This window comes from Gilvimarinus sp. 2_MG-2023 (assembly GCF_030547685.1).
Taxonomy (GTDB): Bacteria; Pseudomonadota; Gammaproteobacteria; order Pseudomonadales; family Cellvibrionaceae; genus Gilvimarinus.
Map to the genome: position 1 here is coordinate 1 of NZ_JAUOQM010000052.1, position 22,293 is coordinate 22,293.

The following is a 22,293-nucleotide window of genomic DNA, read 5'->3' on the forward strand; positions in this document are numbered from 1 at the left end:
CCGGTAGAGCGCTCGTTTCATTTGGGCACCATGGCCGAGTACACCGTGGTGCGCCAGGAGGCAGTAACCAAGCTGGACGATCACCTTTTGGTGTGAGCGCCATTCTCGCCTGTGGCGTCATGACGGGCTGGGGCTCAGCGGTCAATGCCGCCAAAGTGCAAGCGGGCTCCACCGCCTGTGTCATCGGTTGCGGCGGTGTGGGCCTCAATGTCATTCAGGGCGCGGCACTGTCGGGGGCGGCAAAAGTCATCGCCATCGACATTAGCCGCGAGCGCCTGGAGCAAGCCAAAACCTTTGGTGCCACCCACACCGTACTGGCCAGCAAAGATGATAAAGACTTCGACCAGGTGGCGCGCGACATAAAAGCCATCAACAACGGCCGCGGCGCCGATTACGCCTTTGAGTGCACCGCGGTACCCGCCTTGGGCTCGGCCCCGCTTAAGCTGATTCGCAGCGCCGGCACCGCGGTACAGGCCAGTGGTATCGAGCAGCGTATCGATTTTGATTGCGAGCTGTTTGAGTGGGACAAGATTTACATCAATCCATTATACGGCCAGTGCAACCCCAGCCGCGACTTCCCCAGGCTTTACGATTTATACGGCGCGGGCAAAATCAAACTGGATGAACTGATCACCAAAACCTACACCCTAGAAACCGTGGCCGAAGGCTTTGAAGATATGCTGGCCGGCCGCCTGGCCAAAGGCGTGATTGTGATTGACCCGGAGCTATAAGGAGCCACCATGAGTATTCAGCAAATCGAGTGTTCGGCCGATGCCAGCTACTTGCCCGCCGGACTCAAGTACCTGACGGTGCATTCGTCAGCACTAAAAGGACGCGGCAATATCAGTTGCTATAACGCTGGAAGCACCCAGCAACACTTACCCATAGTCATTTTGCTGCACGGCGTATACGGCAACCACTGGGTGTGGATGAACCTCGGTCGTGTACACGAGGTATACGAAGAGTTGCGTCGCAACGGCGAGATTGGCGAGATGCTACTGGTGATGCCTGAGGACGGCAGCTACTATGCGGGCAGTGGTTATTTACCATTAACCGAAGGCCGTGATTTTGACACATGGATAATGCAAGATTCGCTAGAAGCGGTGATTGATAGTATCGACTGCGTCAGCAAGAACTCACCTATTTATTTAACTGGCTTATCAATGGGAGGCTATGGCGCGCTGCGCCTAGGCGCCAAACATGCTCAAAGAGTCAGCGGTATTTCGGCGCACTCAGCCATTACCTGCCTCGAAGATTTTAGGCATTTTATCAATGAAGATTTGTCCATTTACCAGTGCGCCAACGATAAAGAGTCGGATCTTTTGCACTGGTGCCAGCTTAATCGCAGCAAGCTGCCCCCCATCAGAATAGACTGCGGCACCGACGACGTACTCTTCCCCAGTAACACAACTTTAGTCAAAAAACTGGAAACCGCACAGATTGAGCACAGCTTTAAAACACCGCCCGGCGGCCACGAATGGTCCTATTGGCACCGACAAATCGCTGAGACATTGCGTTTTTTTGAGTGCATCCAGACAACAAGCTAGAGCTCTTTGAGGCGGGCGTTCCTGCCCGTTTTAAAAACAAAAACCTTTATGCACCCCTTATAGTATTTTATACCTTTTGCTTGCTAGAGCTTCCGTTTTAACGGACAATAGAAGGTAATTATTTTGAATGTTGGCGAACGTCGCCTCTTGCCTGTTTACAATTGACAATCAAAACCATATGATTAACATGTGAAATTCTGGCATTAGAGAAAACAACTACTATGTTTGGCAACAAAATCGTCTCGGTTAAAGATCAAATCGCCGATCAATTACGCTCTGATATCATTTCTGGCAGCCTAGAGCCCAACGAGCGTTTGAGCGAACAGGCCTTGTCGGAACGTTTCGGTGTTTCTCGCGGCCCCATACGCGAAGTCTTATTGCAGCTAACTAAAGAAGGCTTGTTGGTATCCAAGAGTAACTGTGGAGTATCGGTCAATAGTGTTCTCAATTCCAAAATGCAAGAATTGATGGTCGATATTCGTCGCAAGATCGAAATTCATGCTCTTTCAAGCATTAAAAACACACTGACAGAAGAAGATTTTGAGTACCTTGATGGCACTCTCGAACGCATTCAAGAAGCTTTCAGCAAAGAAGACTTTACCGAAGTCACTAAAGCCGATATGGATTTCCACCGCTTTTTAATTTTTAAAGCCGGTGGACAGGAGCTGGTTAATCTTTGGTATCCCATCGTGCTACGCATGCGCATGAACTATAAGCGATTGTCATCTCCTAAAGACTGTGTAGAAGAGCATAAGGCTATAACCGATGCCTTAAGGGAAAAAAGCTTAGCCAAGGCAAAAAAATGTCTCTTAGCTAATATTAAATAGCCCCTCAACATCGCTGCATATAAAAAAGGCCAGCCCATTTCGGGCTGGCCTTTTTTATGTAACATAACTCAATCTTAATACTCCTTCCATTACATACGCTGACACGGCAGCTACCCTATCAGTTTTTATTAAGCTGTTCATAAGATCCCAGTAGACATAAAAAAGCGCGGGGCAAGGCCCCGCGCTAAAGGTCTGGTCAAATATCGCTTATCGACCTGGGGTAGTGGTAAAGTCCCAGACAACCAGGTTGGCTACCGTCAACTCACCGTTATGGCGGAAGTCCACCTTGATGTCATTGTTACTTTGCAGCACTTCAACCGGCACTGGAATCTCCAGCGTGGCGAAGTAACGGTCGGCTTGATAATCAGCCGGCCCGCGCCAGTCAATCGGCGTCTCCACCTCTACCCCATTGATGGTCAGGGTATTAATGGTGAGGTTGCCGTTAGGCACATTGTCTTCACTCATATACATTGCAACGGTCAAGCGCAGCATCGCCTCGGCTGGGCCACTTGGCACCTGCACACCATTAACCGCTAAAGAAACATCACCGCCGTTAATAGAGACACGGTGCGGTACGCTGCCACCGCTAACACTGTTGCCAAAGTACTTCTTCTCTTGCACTTGTTCGTTTACCGCTACATTGTTATTCATGGTGTAGCGCAACACGATGGTGCCGTCCGGTCCGAGCGTTACCGTGCTTGGCGCCGAGTCCATAAAGCGACGATCCAGCTGAGTCTTGTAATTGGCATCAAAATGCATATCACGCATTTCAACTCTGGATACATTGCCCAACGACAGACCGTGCAGGTTAAGGTTTACGGTGGTAGATTCGTCTTCCAGGTTGTTCAGAATAACGAATACTTCATCGCCATCTACGTAAGATTCGATCTGTACATCCGCATCCGATGAACGCGTATCTACACGAGTGCCGTCAACATCGTCCCACAACTCGTAAAAACGGATATAGTCGCCCCAGGTCCAATCACCTTGGTTGAGGTTCTCTTCAATCAACATGGCGTAGTGATAACGGTTTTGACAATCTGGCACTTCTTTATAGCCACAAATGCCTACGGTGGTGTATCCGTCCTGTGAACCTACGTAACCCCAGATAGGCTTGGCAGGTGTAAAGGGCATAGACTTAACAACATAGTCCGGGCGCTCCAAGAATTGCATCAACATGCCGTTAAAGGATTTCAGCACTTCAGAATCGTAACGCGGTTCGTGCGGTAGGTAATCCCAGCCACCTTGCACAGCGCCATACTCAGATAACACGATGGGTTTGCGGTTGTTCATGCCATTTTCGTGCACGTCGTACCACTCCATCATATCCAACATGCCCTGCACGTGACCGCCACGGCGCAAGGTGCCCTTGCCGCCTTCGTTAAGCGACGGCCAGTCGTAAACGTGTACGGCGTAAAAGTCCATGTTGTCGCCGGCGGCGTCCATAAAGCCTTTCCACATCACATCCCACTGATACCAATCCATCGCGCGCGTGTCGTCCACGCTAGTCGTCATGCGGCTTTGGAAAAACGCTTCCGACTCCGCTTCTTCTGCCGGGTCATCCGCCACGATCCACTGATCGTAAGAATCATCGGCAAAGCGCGAGATACCATCTCGACGATAGAAATCGTGCTGCCCCCAGGTCATACCACCAATCAGCGGCGCTTCGCTGCCCAGACGCGATCGAATCTCTTGCGCCACCAGGTTGTGATACTCCCAGATTTGCTCTTGGTTGGTGACCATAAATTGACCGGTCTTCATCTTCATATCCGGCTCGTTAATCACTTCCCAGAAAGTGGGCGTAGGCTCACCAATATTGCCATTGCGGCTATTGGCAAAGTAGCTTTCAAGATACTTGCCTACCCACTCGGCCGAGGTCTCGATGTTCATCGGCTGCCAACCCGACCAGGTCTTACCGTTGTCGTACCAGCTTAGGGTCGGGTACACCGGGTGCGGGTTTGTACCGGCAATCATCTGCGTTTTAGAGTCTGGGAAACGTGAATAGAACGGATTGTCCTCATAGGCTTGACGCAGCTCCGCGCCACGGCCTTCCATCCACTCCAAATCCGCCATATTAGAGCGGTTTGGATCTTCCTGGGTGTCCTGAAACTTCCAGGTAGCCGAGCCGTTATCGCGCCCCATGTACACATCGAGCTCGTTCAACAGATAATTCAGCTTGTCAGCGTGACCTTCCCAATCCTGCTCAAATACAGTGCTATGAACGGTCATATGACGGTCGCGACCAAAATCAGACACGCCGTTAACAATATGTTCGATATTGGCATTCACGTGAACATCTACCGTCTCAACCGTGCTCACTTGCGACGATGAACAACCCTGGTTATTGGCAAACTCGCTGCCCGGGGTAGCAGGACAAACATCAACGCTGTTTACCACACCATCGCCGTCACTATCGCGGCCCGAAGCAAGACAGCCATCGGGGCCAACATTCGAGCGGAAGGTGTTGGGGCACTGATCATTCCAATTAAACACACCGTCAAAATCATCGTCATCGCCGCCGCTGGTGGCACACCCGACGGAGTTTACAAAAGCGTCCAAAGAGCTACTAGGACACTGATCGTCGCGATCGTTAATGCCATCCATATCAGTATCTAACTGCGAAGGGGAGCAACCTTCACCGTTGGCAGTTTCACTGCTAGGCGTGCTGGGGCAAGTATCGTTGACGTCGGCAACACCATCGCCATCACCATCTAAATTGTCATCGACAGGGCCTAAATATTTAAAGACGATATTGTCGATATTAAATTGGAAATCTTCGGTACCGGCGCCAGTAATGCGTACTTTACTAATACCTGGGTAGACATTGAAGCGCGTGCTAGAGGTAACGTCATAGAAATCATCCCAGCCGCCCTGACTTACCACATCGGTTTTATTTTTAAGAACCAATTCACCCTGGTGATCGGTTAGCATCAAGCCTACAGCCGATCCGCTCGCGTTACCTGTGCCTACGCGATAAACCGCTTCGTACAAACCGCCCTGAGCGTTATCAATATCAAACTCGAGATAATCACCGGCGTTAAAGTAATTAACCGCATGACCGCCATCAACACTGTAAATTTCTACTTCACCACCCACCGAGTTAAAGCTTTCAGCCTCAAGCGTAAAGTCACCCGATACGGTGACGACGCCGCCAGGTACTTGTGAGCTAGAGCTACCAGAGCTAACCGATGAACTGGAGCTACTGGTGCTACTCACAGAGCTGGAACTGCTTACGGAACTGCTCGAGCTACTTACAGAGCTGCTGATCGACGAGCTAGAACTGCTAGAGCTAATCGAGCTACTTACAGACGAACTAGAACTGCTAGAACTACTGCTAGAACCAGTACCGGCATCGCTGACAAACGCCAAATCGAATTTATCAATATTCCACTGCCAATCATTGCTACCCGAGGCCAACAAACGTACCTCAACCACACCGGCAGGTAGCTGAACGGTATGCCCAGCACCCTGGGCCTGGAAGTTATCCCAACCGTTGGCGGTGACACTTTTGGCCCCCTGAGAGACCCAATTGCCATTTTGCTTAACCTGAAACTCAACCTGTGCACCCGAGGTAATCGCGGTGCCAATAAAATAGGTCAAATCATAAATACCAGCACGCGACACTGAAATTTGATACTCGATCGCGTCGCCACGGTTGATGTAATTTAACGCAGTACTGCCATTAACCGAGTACGTGCTAACTGGTGTTGACTGGCCGTCGGCAAAGGTCCCACTCACCGCGTGATAATTTTCCGCCTCTTGGCTGATATCCGAAGGTTCTTCAGGCTCTGTTTCAGATTGGGTTAAGGTCAGGGAAAACTCATCCAAGTTCCACTGCCAATCGTTGGCGCCACTGCCGGTTAAACGGATGCTGACATTGCCTGCCGGCAGAGTGATCTCGTGAGTTCCGTCCAAAGGCTGAAAGTTATCCCAGCCACCGGTAGGTACCGTGGTGGTGCCTTGGCTTTGCCAAGTGCTGCCGTTTTTAACCGACAACTCCACCTCGGCGCCGTTGGGCACCGCGGTACCAATCAAATACTGCACGGTGTAAACACCGGCTTCTGCGATGTTTACTTCGTACTCGACATAGTCGCCACGGTTAACGTAGTTAATAGCCTGTACACCATTAACTGTATAAGTATTTACAGGCTGAGACTGACCATCGGCATAACTACCGCCTACGGCTGTAAAGTTTTCGGCCTGAACCTGCACCGTTTGCGCTAAAGCATGTGACGCCATTGCACCAGCCATCACAGACGAAACTGCGCAGGCAAGTGTCAATCGGGAGAAACGTTTGACTCTCACTGGGATAACCTCCAATTATTTTATTATCTAGGTGTGCCAACAAGCCTGCCCAGTCCGATGGCGGTATTTGTAAGCGAAGCGGCCGCGCGGAAATGGCAGCCTAGGGAGAGGACATCTGGCACAAACGCGTTCCTACGCATCTTGCACTCTATCGCCCATATTCTGAAATTACACTGACTTATGAAATTTACTATTCTTATCTTATTTGTATACAATCTACTGTATACATTAAATTATGTAAAGACTGCTGAGTAAAAACCAGCCAAAAAAGCAAAACAGCTCACAATTTAAGTGTGCCTAGAAGAGCAAGGCGTCAAACGGCGGGCACAAAAAAAGGGGCCGAAGCCCCTTGCACAAACACTAAAAATACTTGTATCGGTACGGCCAACCGGAAAATTGCGAATCGCGTGACGGGTTCGCACCCCAAGGCCAACATTCAAAAGCAACTTCGCCTTTGGCGGGCTTGAACCGCACCAAGCCGTACCCTTCACTTTTTAAGTGCCGGTCTGCCAAAAATTTGCCCCAGGTAGTGTTATCGTCCTGAAAGTCCGCGTGGCTAATTTTAGGGTTGGCGACGGCCAGCACTCGCATTTTATTGCCAAAGGTATCGACAAAATTACCGGTATTCGGATCGTCATTGCGCTGATTGTCGAGGGCTTTAGCCGGCTCAAACCAACGCTGCCAAAAAGCCGCCGAAGCAGGCCCGGAAAAGAACAACACGCCGTCGTCAAACGAGTCGAGGCATTGCTCGGCCAACATGCCCAAGTGCTGATCGCCCGATAGCACGACCGCCTGCGCTTTTTTCGCCAAAGCAATAGCGCGCCGGCGGCCGTCGGGTGGATAACCATTGGCGTCATAATCCAGCAATGGCTCGCCTTTTTCGTCCGTTTGCGGGGAGCCCCACATAGATGCGGTAATAATCGCTTTGGGCATACCCGGGCGCGAGTTAGCCCAGTTCTCTAAAAACTGTTCCTGACGCGTACCCAAAAGCACACCACTGGTGGTTTGGGGGTCGGGCTCGTAATCGGGCGCGGTTTTAAATTTGCGATCCTCTACAAACGCAAAGTTAACCCCACCGTACACAAACGAGCCATAGTACACGGGGATACAACCGTTAATGGGGGTAGGATCATAGGCGTCAGGGTTGTGGCTGCACTGCACCCGGTACACCATTCGCACTAAATCTAAATCCCATTTAAAGCCACCGTCTTCTTCTTTGGGGCCACCGGATACACCGGCCTGCCCCCACAGGTTGCCCTGCAGCACATCGTGATCGTCCACCAACACGATAGAGGGCCGATTGCGGGTCATATCGCGAAATGCCCACAGCCACAGATACCAACGGTATAAGGTATCTAACTTGGCTTGAGGCGTATCGCGGCCGTAGCGCGTCGGGTAGGTCTCGTAGTACTGATCGCCCACAAACAAGCATAGGTCGGGGTCGTGCGTCGCACTGTTGCTAACCAGCTCATTGTGAGGAAAGAAAATATTGTCCGGGGTATAGCGGCCCAATTCGCGCTCTTCGGGAATCAGCTTATTATAATGACCTTCATCAAGTGATTTGGCCGTCGGGATAATACAAGAGTACAGCCCCACTTTTAGCTCGTCGGGGCTGGCGCTATCTTGTCTAAACTGTCCGGTAAACGCTGGGTACTGTGCGGCATCCGGAATTACAATCCGATAATCCACCGCCTGCGAAGCATCCCAATCGTCGGCCCTAAAACGCGCCACAAAGCCATCTTCAATCGCCGCAATAGCCCGTGTTTGCCACTCGCCCGAGGCACTTTTAAGTTGCAGTTGGGCGTTGGGGTGCGCATCAGTATTGAGCGGAAAAAACTGCGCAGTTAGCTTCATAACACGCTGGTTTAGGCTGTACAAACAACCCAACACCGGGCCTTCCGCTCGGCTAGGCTCGGCGAGAATTTTATCCCCGGCGGTGGCAATGTCTTTAAACCACCAGCCCATACCCGGCTGCTTAACCGGTGTCGATGACACCAGCATAACCCCGCCCATTAACTCCTCGGGCGCCACGTCAGTGCGTACGGCAAAACCTATTTCGCGTTCGGTTTTTGCATCCAACGCCATTAGGCGCACATCAAAACGGCCGTCTGCAACTGGATCAATATGGCAGTCGAGCAACACAGCCCGATCCCCTAGCTCACCAATCGGTGATGCCCCGGTGCGGGTGAGTGACTCAAACGCCAGAGTGTTCTTAGCCTCGGAAAAATCCTGAAATCCCAGCTCGCCTTGACTGTTAAGGGTGGCCATAAAGCCGCCGCCGGCGCCAGAAAAGCGCTGCGCCAAGGCACTGGCACGGTAGTCTAACTGACCGGCACCCACGCCTAGCAACAGGCCACAAAAGCCCGCTTTGCCCGGTTGTAAGGCACCTACCGTTAAGCGAATACGGGCCGGTTTGTGCGCCTCGGTTAACTCGCGGGTTAACAGCGATACCGTGCGCACCTCGTAACTCTCATCACTTTGCACACACTCGATACGGCCGCTATTTGCCTGCCAGTCCTGCAAGCGGTTAGCCCAAAAATCGCGGCCCAGCCACGTTTGATGATTGTTCTCGATGGTTAGAAAGTCGGTGGGCATAGCCACCGCAGGGGATCGCTCGGCGGCGGCGAGTGCAGCAAGGCTAGGTGCGATGCTCGCACCTAGCCCCGCTGACGCCGTCAATTTGATAAATTGGCGGCGTTGCATTTACTCGTCTCCGTAGCGTTCGTCGTAAAGATCGCGGCCAAGCTCTTTCGCCGCCTCTACCATTTCTGGATAGGGAGTATCGGTCACGTCGACAAAACCGACGTTGTAGTTTTCACCATCGTGAGCCCGGCCCGTAAGCGGCGAATCCATATACTGAAACCAGTGCGCCCCGACAAAGTATGGATTCTCGATGACGGTATCCATGTAGCGCAAGTACATTTGCGCCCGGTCATCTTGATCTTCGGCGTGAATCAAGCCTGGGTGATACAAGCCGCGATCCATGGCGCCCATGTGGAACTCACCAATAATGCTGGGCTTGTCGATCTCAGCCAAAAATTCCCATTTCTTTTTGTTCAGCCCTTCTTTGTAAACATTGTAGCTAACCACATCCGCGTACTTAGCCGCAGCTCGTACCACTTCGATGGGCATACCCCAATCGGGCAGGCGTGAGCCGAGGTAAAGGTGGTTGGGCAAGTGCTCTTGCACCGCATCGTGTACCACGCGGTAGTACTGAGTGGCGTAGTGCTCCAGCATATCGGCGTAATCCACACGCTGAGCTTCGGTAATCTCGCCCGGCGTAAAGCCACTATCAAACTCGGCCCAATCGGCCAGCTTTAGATTCCACGCTTGGTTAAAAGCCTTAATACTTTCATATTTGGCCTTCATCAGCTGACTAAATTGCGCTTTAGTGGGCACGGTTGATGCGTCGCGGCCCAGGGTGTTAATCACAATGCCGTAATGCAATTGATCGGACTCAGAACGGCCAAAGCTCATTTCGTTGTCGATAAACACACCCACACACCAGGGAGTATTTTGCACCTCGGCGGCCACTTGCATAGCGGTTACATTAGCACGCTCGGCAAACATAGGGTCGAACACGTCGGGCAGCGGGCCCCAAAAATCGTTACCGCTAGAGACCTTTTTAAAATCACCAATGATCCAACCGTTGGCGAAGAATGGAATCTGTTCGTTGCTGTAAAAGCGCGGATCGGTCCAGTTACCTAAAGAGGTAAAGCCCCAGTTGAGCATGCGCTTTTTAGTCACATCCTCCCATTTATCTAAAAAGCTATTGGGGCTCTCTTCACCGTATTTGCGCTCGAGGTTGGCCTGATAAAAACTGAAAGTTTCACCGTGCTCAAGTGGCCCGGAGTGAGCCGCGCGACGGTAGCTGTAATGGTTTGCCAGCTCACCGTCCATTTCGGGCAGCCAGCTGAACATATCGGCGCGGGTTTTGGAGGCCACAAAGCGGGTTTTCTTGGCTTCATCGCTGACCTTAAGCATACCGATGGAGTCTTCTGGAGTCAGATCATTTTCATCGCGCTGATTGATTTTATCCTGATCGTAATCATAACCGGTCATGGTCGTGGAGTTGGACAGGCGAATAATATCCAAGCCGGTGGCAAAGTAGAGGTAACCCTCTGGGTCTACCAATGCCCATTTACCATCGACCTTTTCGGTGCGAAAGTAGCCGGTAGCCTCAAGCTTTGGGCCGCTCTTCCAGCCGCTAAATTTAGATCGATCGGCCATGGCTTTGCCATCTAATTCGGCCAACTCGGCGTCGCGCACCTGGTGCAGTTCTTCCAGGCTATCAATTTTATCGGCGTAGTCGTACTTGGCGTTTTGGCCAAACTCGTCGACGATACCCACCAAAAACTCTTCGTCCAGTTCAGGGTTAGGTGTGAGCCGAACATTGTCGATACTAATGGTCTTGTTGCTAACCGCGCCCTGCACACTTAACGAGATCTCGGTAATCTGGGACACATCCAAACTCTTAACGCCCCACATCCAGATAAAGTGGGTATCCTCACCGCTCCAGGTGGGCGGGTTTGAGCGCAAGCCGGATGAGAAATTAAGCTCGGTGGCATCATCGTCACCGGCGGTTTCGATGTCGTGTCCGGCCAACTTAGCATAATAGGTGCTAAAGCCTCCACGAGGAACCACAACGCTACGCGTCGCAACATTACCTTTGCCATCTTTAATATTTAAGTAAACTTGGGTGGACTGCTCGCCGTCGTTTGCCAAGTCCATACTCAGGCTAAAACTCTCATAGTCGCTCCAATCCCACGGCTGGCTGGGTGAGAAAGTTATGCCCGAATAACCATGCTCCTGAGAAAGAAAATCAACTTTTAACGATTGACCATCAGCTTCAGAAATCTGGGTTATCTCCGCCCAGGCCGATTTTACGGTTGCATCTAATTTGCCATCAAAATCATACAATATCTGAAGCGGCTTATCGGTTGCTGCCGGACTCTGTGCAACTAGCTCTGTAGAAGTGGGCGTTGCATCGGTGGTTGGCGTCTCATCAGAACTACACGCCGTAATAAGTATCGAGGACAATAAAACCGCGGGGGTTAGAGTTTGATAAACATTCATAGCTGCCACTTTATTTTAATAGGTTTGAATAAATATTACTTATCTATGCTAATGGAGATGGCTAGATAATATTAAAAAAGAATGAGCAAGACGCGTTAAGATCTTTCTCCGGCGCATAAAATAAAGGAGCCGTATAATACGACTCCTTTACCAAACCTCGTTATTCCTGAAGGTAAACAGTTTTCTTTTCTAGGTACTGCTCCAACCCATACTTACCATCCTCACCGCCGGCGCCGCTGAGCTTCCAACCGTTATGAAAGCCTTGGTGTTGCTCACCGATGCCCCGGTTAACATACACCTCACCACTTTCCACCTCATCAATATACTGGTGGATATAGCGCATATTCTCGGTAAACAGGTAAGTAGAAAGGCCATACTCACTGTCGTTAGAATAACTGATAGCTTCGTCAATGGATTTAATTTTAACAATAGGCAAAATAGGACCAAAAGTCTCTTCGTGCACTAAAATATTGTCCTGTGCAACGTCCCCCAACACGGTAGGCTGATACCAGTGACCATTAGGATATTCAGGCACATCTGCCACACCGCCGCCTATCAGTAGCTTCGCGCCCTGCTCGATCCCCTTTTTAACCAGAGCATCAATATTTTCAATTTCACGGGCATTAACCTTGGGCCCCATTGTGGTTTCCGGGTCCATCGGATTCCCCACCTTAATTCCTTCTACGAGTGGCAGCAATTTACCGACAAACTCATCGTAGATAGCTTCGTGCACATACAAACGCTCGGCACAAGTACATACCTGACCACAATTTGAAAACCGTGTGGTAAAAGCTGCATCTACAGCAGAATCGAGATTGGCATCTTCCATAACAATGAACGGCGCTTTACCGCCCAACTCGAGCATCACCGGAGTTAAATGATCAGCACTGGTGCGATAGATGGCCTGTCCCGCGGGCGTACTCCCTGTCATGGTAATCAGACGGGTAATGGGGCTTTCACACAGGTGTTGTCCCACCACACGCCCTACACCATTGACGATATTTAAAATACCGGCAGGTAGACCCACTTCGTTGGCAATTTCACCCAATGCCAAGGTAGCCAAAGGTGTTTCTTGTGTTGGTTTAACCACAATCGCGTTGCCGGTAACCAGCGCTGGACCAATTTTACGTCCTGCGAGTGCCAGCGGAAAATTCCAGGCAGTAATAGCGACCACGACACCGCGAGGTACCTTATGAATATATATTTTCTCACCAGGATTATCGGAAGGTAAAATATCACCCTCGATTGTTAAAGCGTTGTCACAGGCGAATTCAATAAATGTTGCGGTTGCTTCAACCTCAGCCTCGGCTACGGCCAACAATTTACCCTGCTCATTAACCAGAAGTTCGGCAAGCTGAGGTTTTTTATCACGAATAGCCTGTGCAAATTTACGCATTACAGAGGCACGATCTCGAGCAGTGCGTTTGGCCCACAATTTTTGCGCAGCGCTTGCACTATCGAGAGCGACTTTAGCATCCTCTGTAGTACCCGCTGGGATGGTACCCACTAACTCACCCGTTGTAGGGTTAAGAACTTGCAGGGTTTCATCAGAGCTGGACGGCACATACTGGCCGTCAATAAAGTTAAGATTGTTTTTAATCATAACGCTTATCGTCCCATCCAACCGCCGTCTACAAGCACGACGCTACCGTTCATGTAATCAGACGCTTTTGAGGCCAAGAACACAGTAGGGCCTTTAAAATCATCCGGGGTACCCCAGCGGCCTTGCGGAATACGCTCCAAAATAGCTTTAGAGCGATCTTTATCTTCGCGCAGCGCCTGAGTGTTATCAGTGGCAATGTAGCCGGGTGCAATGGCGTTTACATTAACGCCTTTAGGCGCCCACTCATTTGACAGGGCTTTAGCCAATTGGCCGATGGCGCCTTTGCTGGCAGCATAACCGGGCACTGTGATACCGCCTTGAAAGGTCAGCAACGAGGCGGTAAAGATAATTTTACCGCTGCCGCGCTCGGCCATGGTTTTGCCAATTTCACGGCTCAGGATAAACTGTGAATTAAGGTTAACTTCAATGACCTCATCCCAGATATCGTCGCCGTGCTCGGCCGCCGGGGCACGTTTAATCGTGCCGGCGTTGTTAACCAAAATATCGATTTTTGGGTGATCGTTTTTTACCTGATCAATAAAGCTTTTCAGGTTGTCACGATTAGAAAAATCACACTGGTAGGCCGAAAATTTACGGCCAGTTTTTTCTACGTCTTTAGACACCTCAGAGCCTTGCAGCTCCAGCGAGGCCGATACGCCGATCACGTCGGCGCCCGCTTCGGCCAAAGCCACGGCCATGGCTCGACCAATACCGCGCTTACAGCCTGTTACCAGAGCGACTTTACCGCTTAAATCAAAATAGTCGTTCATTATTCCGCTCCACAATCAATCAGAGTTTTCATGCCCGCTGGGTTTAAATCAATACCGGCAAAGGCATCGCCAATTTTATCCAACGGTGAGACAGAGCTAATAAAATTATCGATGGTAATTTTGCCGCTGGAGATCAGATCAATCGCCTGATCGAAATCTTTGGCCTCGTACACACGTGCACCTACCAACTCTAACTCCTTCCAGAAGAAGTGGAACAAGTTAACCTGGGGCTTCTCAGAGTGAATAGCAACCATACAAATACGACCGCGAACGGCAGCAATTTCAGTCATTGTGTCCACGGCAGGTTGCACACCTGTTACCTCAAACACCACGTCGGCGCCTTTGCCATTGGTCCACTCTTTAACCACTTCACCAATATCTTGTTTAGTTGGGTCAACGGTTTCAAAACCGAGTTTTTCAGAAAAAGCTAAGCGATCGGCGTTAACCTCAGACACCATCACCTCGGCACCAATACCTTTGGCCACCGCGGCAATTAGCTGACCGATGGGGCCACCGCCCAGAACCACGGCTTTTTCACCTGCTTTAAGGCCGGCGCGGGACACATCGTGACAAGCCACTGACAACGGCTCGACCAATGCGCCCTGCTTTAAGCTTACGTTCTCGGGCAACTTGTGCAGTGTGCGAGATTTAACTGTCCAGTAACTTTGGAAAGCACCGGTGGTATCAACGCCCATAAAATTTAAGTTATGGCATACATGGGAATGCCCAGCTTTACAGGCGGGACACTCACCGCAATAATCCAACGGGCGAACCACAACGCGATCACCAGGCTTATAGTCGGTTACGCCTTCGCCAACTTCGTCAACAGTACCTGACATTTCGTGGCCAATGGTTTGCGGTATAGAAACGCGCTTGTCCATAACGCCGTGATAAATGTGCATGTCGGTGCCGCAGATGCCAGCAAAGCCCACTTTGATGCAGACCTCACCCGCTTTGGGCGCCACTTTTGTGCCTTCAACAACGTCGAAGGTTTTATTACCTGTGTATCGTGCCGCGTGCATACGAAACCTCAATTAGCAGAATGAATTAAATAGTTTTTCAGTAGTGCATCATCAAATACCACCCCAGTGCCCGGTACATCGGGCGCAATCGCCAAGCCATTGGAATCGATTTTAAGAGGGTATTTGGTGTACTCATCAATCGGAAAAGAATGAACCTCTAACTGCCCAGCATGGGGCTGTGAGGCCATTAAAGATACATGTAATTCGTGCATACCGTGGCTGCATACCGGCAGATTATGAGCATAGGCTAAATTTGCCACCGCCAACCAGCCAGTTATACCGCCAATGTTTGATGCATCAGGCTGAACAAACCCAAGCTTGGCCTGATCAATTGCGTAGGTGAACTCATGAATCGTGTGCAGATTCTCACCCATAGCCAGCGCAATCGAAGTAGCATCCGCAATGCGCCCATAGCCTTTATAATCATCGGGAATCGTGGGCTCTTCAAACCAAGTAATATCTTGGTCAGCAATTGCGTTAGAAAAGCGAATAGCGCCTTCAACGGTCATCGAGTAGTTTGCATCCACCATAAAGGTGACGTCCGGACCAATCAACTTGCGTACGGCGCGCACCCGCTCAACATCTTCGCGGTAATCTTCTTTACCCACTTTGATTTTGACGGATTTAAAACCGCGATCCAAATACGACTGAATATTGGCAAGTAGTTTTTCTTGATCGAAATTAAGGTCAATGCCGCCCGCGTAACAGCGAGTTTTATTACTCAATCCACCGGCGACTTTCCACAAGGGTTGCCCCAAGCGTTTGCAACGAATATCCCACAACGCAATATCAACAGCGGACTGAGCAAAGCTCACTAGCCCGCCGCGCCCGACATAATGAAGGTGCCATTGAACCTTTTCCCAAACCGCCTGAATCTGTCCTGCATCCGTCCCCTTAAGCATGGGAGCCAACTCATCTTTCAACAGTGAGTAAATAGCGCGACCACCACTACCTCCGGTATAGGTATACCCTACCCCTTCAGTACCGTCGTTACAGACAATGCGGCACAAAATCAATTCAAAATGTGTATGGGTGCCATGCTTGGCGTCTGCCAACACTTCCTTAAGGGGCACCCGGTAGTACTCCACCTTCACCTCAGCAATCGACTCAGGCGCTTCGGCGCTCTGCTGCTTCGCAGCAACTAAATCTTCATTCATCGTTTCACCCAGAACCTCTAATATAGATGCAGCCTAATCCCTAGATTGTAAATTGTCAACAATTTATCGATGGACGTTTGGCGCAAGCATCCCTTCAATTTCTTCAATTGACTTACCTTTTGTCTCCGGCATCAACCACGCCAACAGTATTAAGGCAAGCACCGCACTCACTCCGTAGGTCAAGAAAACACCAGACGACCCCATCACCTCAAGCTGTATCGGAAATAACTGCTGCACCATTGCACTGACAACACTAGCCACCAACGCCATAGCGGGAATCGCGACACTGCGCACATGAATGGGGAACAATTCTGAAAACAGTACCCACATCACAGGGCCGATAGAAAATTGGAAAGCAGCAATAAAAGCTAAAACACCAAACAGAATGACGGTAGCGTTCATGTTGGCTGCGTATTGAAACAACACCGCCTCATTATCCCGAGCCATTTTCGGCCCCAACTGCTCTATCAGAGCCGCTTTAAAACTTAAATCACTGTCATAAGTCACACCAGACAAAACTTGCAACCCCGAAACATCTATGTGCTCCGCCAAACTTGCCAATGCATCAACCGTTAGCGTATAGGTGGCATTACTAAAGGCCCAGGCGCATGAAAGCAAGCTAACACCTGCCACCACCAAGCCAACTATAATTAACACTCTGCGCCCCAGCCGATCAATTAATGCAAGCGCAAGCGCTGTTGCCAACACACTAATCAGACCGATATAAACACCGTTAAACAAAGCTGCATTGGTACCCAGCCCCACCTGCTCAAAAATAATAGGGGCATAAAACATCACCGCATTAATACCCACAGTTTGTTGAAAAAACGCAATCACCAATGCAATCACTAACGCTTTGCGCACCGCGGGGGAAAATAGGTCTTTCAGCTGATGCCAAACACTGTGGTCTCTATGGCCGTAGGTAGAGCTATCGCGAATCCCCTGCATCTCAACGGCCAGCTCAGCCGGCGGCACCAGCTTTGCCATTACCAATTCGGCTTCATCCACACGACCACGCAATACCAGCCAGCGCGGACTCTCTGGAATACAGAAGAGTATCAACACCCAAAATAGCGCTGGCACAATTTCAACACCAAGCATCCAACGCCAGGTTTGGGTATCAAGCATTAATGTGCTTACCCACGAAACCTCCAGCTCTGACATCCAATGCACCGCAAACACAGATAAGTACGCCGCCGACAGACCAACCACAATGGCCATTTGATTCATAGCCACTAATTTGCCGCGCACCTTAGGCGGCGCTATTTCACCAATGTACATAGATGCTAGTGATAATGACGTAAAGGCCAGCCCACCCAAAAAGCGCGCTGCCACCAAAGCTTCGTATGTAGGCGCAATAGCGGATGTAACCGCCGAGACCACATATAATGAAGCAATAATCTGCAGAGTCTTTTTCCGCCCCAGCTTATCGGCCAAGTAACCTGCCAACAGCAATGCCAACAACACACCGTAACCGGGAGACCCCACCACCAAGCCCACCTGAAAGGCAGACAGATCAAATACTTCCGTGATATCTCGCACCACCCCCGATATGAGTGCAGCGTCCAAGCCGAAAATAAATCCACCGAAAGCCACGATAGCGGCAAAACGAATAGCGGCAAACTGATAGGAGGTCATAGATATCACCAAAGCCTGATTATTATGGGTGACGTGTAGGCATCAGGCGCTGCCTACACATTCAAAATGAAAACTCACCTATTGGAGATTGTATACAATATACTATACACTCACTACGATAGCAAAGTAATCGTTTGGAGGGATTCAATTTTTTTAGAATAAAAACAAGGAGTAATCTTCGCGCCACCCCCCTGAACAGCTATAAGAACCAAGCTAGAAAACACATGCGTAGGTGTCTGGCGCCGACCATCATACAGAGGTAACTATGAAAATTAATACGCCAAAAAGTTTATGCCTGACAACAATTATTATCGGCAGCTTAGCTTTAGCCGCCTGCGGAAGCTCATCCGACGGCGACAGCGGTGATGGAAGCTCCTCTAGCTCTAGCTCTAGCTCTAGCTCTAGCTCTAGCTCTAGCTCTAGCTCTAGCTCTAGCTCTAGCTCTAGCTCTTCAAGTGTTAGCCACACCCAGGTGTTTGTCGACCCGGCGAGCCGCCTGCATATTGGCGACTCGACCACGTTTGAGCGGGAAAAGTTTATTACCTTGCACGCCTCACACACCGAAAACGACTGGTGGCTGGGCATTAACGACGAGAGCGTGGGCGGCAGCGCCCTGATGCCTGAATTTGTCGAAACCTACGACGTGTACTTTGGCCGCGATACCGGCGGTATGGCCTGGCAACTGTCGCAAATTGCCGAAGACCCGGCCCGCCCGGGTTACGCTAACCCCGCCGATGCAGCACAAATCGGCGGCGAAGCGACCGGCTGGTACGACTTTCGCACCGATGAGCGCGGCCAGCAAATGCGCGCCCAAGAGCACCGCAACAGCCAAATGGTGGTAGCGGCGCAGCAACACCCTTTCTGGCCTGACGGCACCTTAACCGGGCAGGGCTGGACATTCTCGCAAACCGATACCGCCGATGCCCCCTTTGGCACCGCCACCGGGGACTACATGGGTCTGTTTTTGACACACTACTTCCGCCAAAGTGAAGGCGAGCCGGGGCAACCTAAGCCTAAGTACGTCGAGGTAATGAACGAGCCGCTGTACGACCTGGTAACGGCCGCCGACACCCCCGAAGATCCCGCCAAGATCTTTGAGTTCCACAACGCCGTGGCCGACGCCGTTCGTGAACTCAACCCCGATGTACTGCTCGGCGGCTACACCGCTGCCTTCCCGGATTTTGAGAAAGACAATTTCCAGCGCTGGGAAGAGCGCGACAAGCTATTTATGGATATCACCGGCGAGAATATGGATTTTATATCGCTACACTTTTACGACTTTCCGATCTTTCCCGGTGGCGCCAATGGAGCATTAGTACAACGCTACCGCAAAGGCTCCAACCTCGAAGCCACCTTCGATATGCTTAACCAGTACAGCGCGATGACCGAGGGCGAAGTAAAACCGCTGATGATCTCGGAGTACAGCGCACAAACCCACGCCCTGACCAACGGCCCCTGGGTACCTTATCGCGACTGGCTGATTCTAAAGTCCACCAACGCCATGATGATGCAATTTATGCAGCGTGCCGACCAAATCGAAATGGCCATTCCATTTTATACCGTTAAAGCCGAATGGGGCCGCGAGGGTTCGGTGCCCTACACATGGCGCTTGATGCGGCAAAAGAAAGAAGCCGAAGGAGAAACCGGTGACGAGTGGGTTTACACTGGATTAATAGAGTTTTTTGAGCTTTGGAAAGACGTTAAAGGCGAGCGACTGTACTCTGCCAGCTCAGACTCCGACCTGCTGGTCGATGCCTATGTCGATGGCGACACTCACCACGTTGTGCTCACCAACCTCGACTTTGACGAACACGCCTTTAACCTGTCTCTGCCTGAAAACTCAACGGCTAGCAATATCACCGTTAAACACCTGTACTTAGATGACAACTCCGACACCCAGAACCAACGCCAACCGGTGGTTGAAACTACTTCTCTGGCCAACCTTGACTCCAACATCACACTAGCACCCGAAGCCAGCATGGTAATCAGCTATAACCTAGCCGAGAATGAAACCAGCTACACCATAGAAAAACACTTCGTTTACGCAGACCGCTATAAACAAGCTATAAACAGCGGGGAAAACATTGTTTTCGAATTCAATAATGTAAACCCACCTGAAAATGGCAAACTAACGTTACGATTAAGCATGGGACGTGACCACGGTTTATCCCTGACCCCTACCGTTAGTTTTAATGGTCAAAACTTAGCCGTCCCCAGTGATGTGCGCGGTGATGATCAATACCTAAACGGTAAGGGACGCCAAACATTCTTTGGCACCCTCGAAATCCCCGTTGCAACTGACTTGCTAGAAACCAACAATCAGCTGACGCTTAACTTTTCCGACTCGGGCGGATATGTAAGCTCCGCTGTTCTGGAGCTGTATGAATCTGAACAGCCATTAACTATGTTCTAAACCTATTGGCAGCCTTCAGGCTGCCGTCTTTTTCTCTAATAATAAAAAGACAGAGCCATGGAATACGATCTACTGCAAACCATCTCATCCACAGTGAAATACCGCCTCGCCGAACAACCGGAACTAGGCGCTCAACGTTTAGCAACACAACTGGGCTGCACCTGCTCAGACATCCATCGTCTCGCCAACAACGACCCCACACTGGCGTTGGATATGTACATTTTTGCCGCCCTACATTTAGGTATCGAACCGGAATTTGTACGAATGATTATCGACTACCGACAACATGGTTAACACAGCATATATTTGATATATTTTGTCGTGACCCGCCTATTTGTCGCCTGTTTCCTGCCATACCATGTCACCAATATGATACTTACCCAATAATGGGTACTCATAATGAGCGGAGGGCAGACCGTGAAGCCATCAGATCACCCAGATCCATTTAAGCAGGCGCGTATCGAACAGGGCGTGAGTGAAATCGACGACCAAAACGATCCGGTTAATATGGTTTTGCGCTTAAAAGATGTGCGCAAATGCGCCCACAACTGGAAAACATACTCCTCTGAAGCCACCCCGGGGCGCATCGTCGTACCCTCGGAGGTGAACATACGCGATACCCGGCAAATTCCGTTCGAAGTAGACCCACCCAAACATGGCGCATTTCGCCAATTGCTGGACCCCTGGTTTAAACGCCCATTGCAAGACGACTACCGCGATAAACTGCGCACACAAATATCCGCATTAATTCATGAGGTAATACAACAACAAAGCATTGAAGCTATTCATGGTTTTTCCCTGCTGTTGCAGTCTCGTGCCCTAACCTTATTAATGAACACCCCCGAATCCGAGGCCGATACCTTTATCAGCTGGGGCACCCATGTATTTCGCAGCGAAGACGACCCACTGGATGCCGGTAAAGCGCAGCAACTGTACGACTACATTGACCAAAAAATTGATGAGGCCGAAGCCAACCCCAGCGAAGACTTATTCTCGACCCTATTGGCCGCTGAGGTTGAGGGCCAAAAGCTCACCCGCGAACAAATTAAAGGCATTATTATCCTGACCTTTGCCGGCGGCCGCGATACCGTCATTAACATGGTCACCAACACCCTCGCCTACCTCGCTGATCACCCAGAGTCACTCAAGCGTCTGCGCGAAGAACCAGAAATTCGCACCCGCGCTATAGAAGAGTTAATTCGCTACTTTTCTCCCTTAACCCATATGGGTCGGGTAGCGACAGAAGATGCTCAAGTATGCGAGCATGCCATCAAGGCCAACAGCCGTATTTCACTGTGTTGGGCGTCGGCCAACCGCGACGAAACCGTGTTTGAAAACCCCAACGAGGTGGTGCTTGATCGCAAAATAAACCCCCACGTCGCCTTCGGTTTTGCCACCCATAACTGTCTGGGGGCCACCCATGCCCGTACCATTATGCAGGTGTTAATCGATGAATTGTGCCAGCAGGTCGACCATATCGACTTTGTAAGTGCCGATGAAAACATCGAACAGTGGGGTAAGTTTGAGCGCAAAGTGGGTTATCACAAACTGAACCTGGCGTTTCATCCCGTCTAAACATCAAAAAACACAACCAACCGTGACATTTGAGGTACACCCTAATGGCTAAAATTACATTTATCACCAAAGACGACAACACCATCGTCTGCGAAGCAGACTCGGGTTCGGTTATGGAATTGGCAGTACAAAACGGCGTAAAAGGCATCGACGGTGACTGCGGTGGCGTATGCTCGTGCGCCACCTGCCACGTTCACGTTGCCCCCGACTCTGTCGAACGCGTTGGCGAAGCCGGTGAAATTGAAAAAGACATGCTTGAACTGGACGACGAGGCCAACGAGCGCAGCCGCCTGTGCTGCCAACTCGAGGTATCTGACGAGCTGGACGGCATTGTCCTGCACGTCGCCCACTAGGTAAAAG

Annotated in this window: 15 protein-coding genes; 7 read left to right on the top strand and 8 right to left on the bottom strand. The window is 50.6% G+C overall.

What is annotated here, in order from left to right:
- Nucleotides 1-92: 92 nt before the first annotated feature.
- The 3 genes from Q4526_RS15420 (at nt 93) to Q4526_RS15430 (ending at nt 2,374) form a co-directional block, all read left to right on the top strand.
- The gene (locus tag Q4526_RS15420) at nt 93-731 is read left to right on the top strand and encodes a zinc-binding dehydrogenase (protein ID WP_303609687.1); all 639 of its coding nucleotides are present in this window, start codon (nt 93-95) and stop codon (nt 729-731) included.
- A gap of 9 nt (nt 732-740) precedes the next feature.
- Complete coding sequence (locus Q4526_RS15425) at nt 741-1,547, top strand: alpha/beta hydrolase family protein (RefSeq protein WP_215978006.1); 807 nt, start codon at nt 741-743, stop codon at nt 1,545-1,547.
- A 221-nt stretch (nt 1,548-1,768) separates the two neighbouring features.
- The gene (locus Q4526_RS15430; protein ID WP_215978007.1) at nt 1,769-2,374 is read left to right on the top strand and encodes a GntR family transcriptional regulator; all 606 of its coding nucleotides are present in this window, start codon (nt 1,769-1,771) and stop codon (nt 2,372-2,374) included.
- Between the two features lie 207 nt (nt 2,375-2,581).
- Here Q4526_RS15430 and Q4526_RS15435 read toward each other — a convergent pair whose 3' ends face one another.
- The 8 genes from Q4526_RS15435 to Q4526_RS15470 all read right to left on the bottom strand — a co-directional run bounded on the left by Q4526_RS15435 (nt 2,582) and on the right by Q4526_RS15470 (nt 17,945).
- The gene (locus Q4526_RS15435) at nt 2,582-6,613 is read right to left on the bottom strand and encodes a carbohydrate-binding protein (protein WP_215978008.1); all 4,032 of its coding nucleotides are present in this window, start codon (nt 6,611-6,613) and stop codon (nt 2,582-2,584) included.
- A 426-nt stretch (nt 6,614-7,039) separates the two neighbouring features.
- On the bottom strand, nt 7,040-9,382 hold the full coding sequence (locus Q4526_RS15440; protein WP_215978009.1) for an alkaline phosphatase D family protein: 2,343 nt from the start codon (nt 9,380-9,382) through the stop codon (nt 7,040-7,042).
- Nucleotides 9,383-11,755, bottom strand: coding sequence for a beta-galactosidase (locus Q4526_RS15445; RefSeq protein WP_215978010.1), 2,373 nt, complete (start codon nt 11,753-11,755; stop codon nt 9,383-9,385).
- A 160-nt stretch (nt 11,756-11,915) separates the two neighbouring features.
- The gene (gene aldA, locus Q4526_RS15450) at nt 11,916-13,358 is read right to left on the bottom strand and encodes an aldehyde dehydrogenase (RefSeq protein WP_215978011.1); all 1,443 of its coding nucleotides are present in this window, start codon (nt 13,356-13,358) and stop codon (nt 11,916-11,918) included.
- A gap of 5 nt (nt 13,359-13,363) precedes the next feature.
- Nucleotides 13,364-14,128 (bottom strand): SDR family NAD(P)-dependent oxidoreductase, encoded by a 765-nt coding sequence (locus Q4526_RS15455; RefSeq protein ID WP_215978012.1) that lies wholly within the window; start codon nt 14,126-14,128, stop codon nt 13,364-13,366.
- Nucleotides 14,128-15,150, bottom strand: coding sequence for a zinc-binding dehydrogenase (locus tag Q4526_RS15460; protein WP_215978013.1), 1,023 nt, complete (start codon nt 15,148-15,150; stop codon nt 14,128-14,130). Before Q4526_RS15460 ends, Q4526_RS15455 begins: the two co-directional genes overlap by 1 nt.
- Before the next feature lie 8 nt (nt 15,151-15,158).
- Nucleotides 15,159-16,307 carry a mandelate racemase/muconate lactonizing enzyme family protein gene (locus Q4526_RS15465; RefSeq protein WP_215978014.1) on the bottom strand — a complete coding sequence of 383 codons (1,149 nt, stop codon included), beginning with the start codon at nt 16,305-16,307 and terminating at the stop codon, nt 15,159-15,161.
- A 63-nt stretch (nt 16,308-16,370) separates the two neighbouring features.
- Nucleotides 16,371-17,945 (bottom strand): MFS transporter, encoded by a 1,575-nt coding sequence (locus tag Q4526_RS15470; RefSeq protein ID WP_215978015.1) that lies wholly within the window; start codon nt 17,943-17,945, stop codon nt 16,371-16,373.
- 265 nt (nt 17,946-18,210) lie between these two features.
- Between Q4526_RS15470 and Q4526_RS15475 the strand changes: the two genes are divergently transcribed.
- From Q4526_RS15475 to Q4526_RS15490, 4 genes are all read left to right on the top strand, one after another.
- The gene (locus Q4526_RS15475; protein ID WP_303609688.1) at nt 18,211-20,358 is read left to right on the top strand and encodes an agarase; all 2,148 of its coding nucleotides are present in this window, start codon (nt 18,211-18,213) and stop codon (nt 20,356-20,358) included.
- A 57-nt stretch (nt 20,359-20,415) separates the two neighbouring features.
- Nucleotides 20,416-20,652, top strand: a complete 237-nt coding sequence (locus Q4526_RS15480) for a hypothetical protein (RefSeq protein ID WP_215978016.1) — start codon at nt 20,416-20,418, stop codon at nt 20,650-20,652.
- A gap of 123 nt (nt 20,653-20,775) precedes the next feature.
- Nucleotides 20,776-21,933: a cytochrome P450 gene (locus Q4526_RS15485; protein ID WP_215978017.1), complete on the top strand. Its 1,158-nt coding sequence runs from the start codon at nt 20,776-20,778 to the stop codon at nt 21,931-21,933.
- 44 nt (nt 21,934-21,977) lie between these two features.
- Nucleotides 21,978-22,286, top strand: coding sequence for a 2Fe-2S iron-sulfur cluster-binding protein (locus Q4526_RS15490; RefSeq protein ID WP_215978018.1), 309 nt, complete (start codon nt 21,978-21,980; stop codon nt 22,284-22,286).
- The last annotated feature ends 7 nt before the right edge of the window (nt 22,287-22,293 follow it).